Origin of the sequence: Hydrogenophaga sp., assembly GCF_041633695.1 — a bacterium.
GTDB lineage: Bacteria > Pseudomonadota > Gammaproteobacteria > Burkholderiales > Burkholderiaceae_C > Hydrogenophaga.
This window is the reverse complement of record NZ_JBFJMY010000768.1, coordinates 1-1,017: the sequence shown is the minus strand read 5'-3', so window position 1 is coordinate 1,017 and position 1,017 is coordinate 1. Positions and strand designations below refer to the sequence as shown.

Here is a 1,017-nt window from a genome sequence, read left to right as displayed (position 1 = left end):
GGCCGGATCAACGGGCACCATTCTGTACCCGGCACCCAATGCAGCTGGGTTGCTTGTGGCCATCCTCACGCACTCGCTGTTGGTCAATGGCACACGGGAGAGCGAGCGCAAGGCCCGCCAAACCGCTTCAGACCAGGCGCTGCTCCCTTACCAAGGCGCCATAGATCGTTTGAACTTCGATCAGCTTGCTCTGGACGTGCAATCCCGTCTAATCAGTGCCAACACCCAACCGGCGACGCCTCCACGCGTCGTATACCTGCAACCTCATTTTCGCGTGGCAACCGACCACCGCGTCATCGTTTTGGACACCGGCGTTCGCGTTCAAGATGCCGAGGCCGCAAGGCAAGTCCGGTTTGATGGAGTCGTTCAGGTCGTTTCGCCGCCCCGAGAGGGCGATGAACCGCTGACAAAATGGCTAGACAACGACGCTCAGCTTTTTCGGGATGCACTTGCGACGATGTTGAGTCATGCCGTAGATATCGCACTCAGAATCGGGAAAACGACAACGACGGAGCCCGCTCGGACTCAGCGCTATGTATTTGGCAACGAAGTCCGCATGGAAAGAGGGCAACCGCTTGCAACCGGCTGCGGGCGTGTCGTTTTGTGGACGTTGCGAGAATCTTGGATGTCTGTCCCAATCAGCCCTAGCGAACCTGCCACCTGCATCGATCGCTACCAAGTGGCCCAACCGTAGGCGCAAGCGGCGCAATCAAAGCAACGGCCGCAATTCCCGAGCCGCATCCAGCAGCAGCGGCATCAGCTCCTGCTGGAACCGGAGCGCCTCGAACCGGTCGGGCGAAGCCACTGCGTTGAGCGCCGCGACCGTGCGTCCCTGCATGTTGCGCAGCGGTACCGCCAGCGCCAGCACACCCAGTTCGTGCTCTTCCTGTGCGATGGCCATCGAAATGTAGACCGTCGAAAGGAGGCAAAACACAACCGTTTGAACGACGCATACCAAGATTCCAAGCGCGTACATCGGAATCGGTGCGAAGAACGGCACGAGCTCATGCACCATCG

Annotated in this window: 2 protein-coding genes; one reads left to right on the top strand and one right to left on the bottom strand. The window is 59.6% G+C overall.

Annotated elements, in window-relative coordinates:
* Positions 1-694: hypothetical protein (locus tag ABYB95_RS23965; RefSeq protein ID WP_372663009.1), on the top strand; the 694-nt coding region annotated here is incomplete at its 5' end.
* A 15-nt stretch (positions 695-709) separates the two neighbouring features.
* Here the strand turns inward: ABYB95_RS23965 and ABYB95_RS23960 are convergent.
* Positions 710-1,017, bottom strand: a 308-nt coding sequence (locus tag ABYB95_RS23960; RefSeq protein WP_372663006.1) for an IclR family transcriptional regulator C-terminal domain-containing protein, incomplete at its 5' end; no start/stop codon positions are given.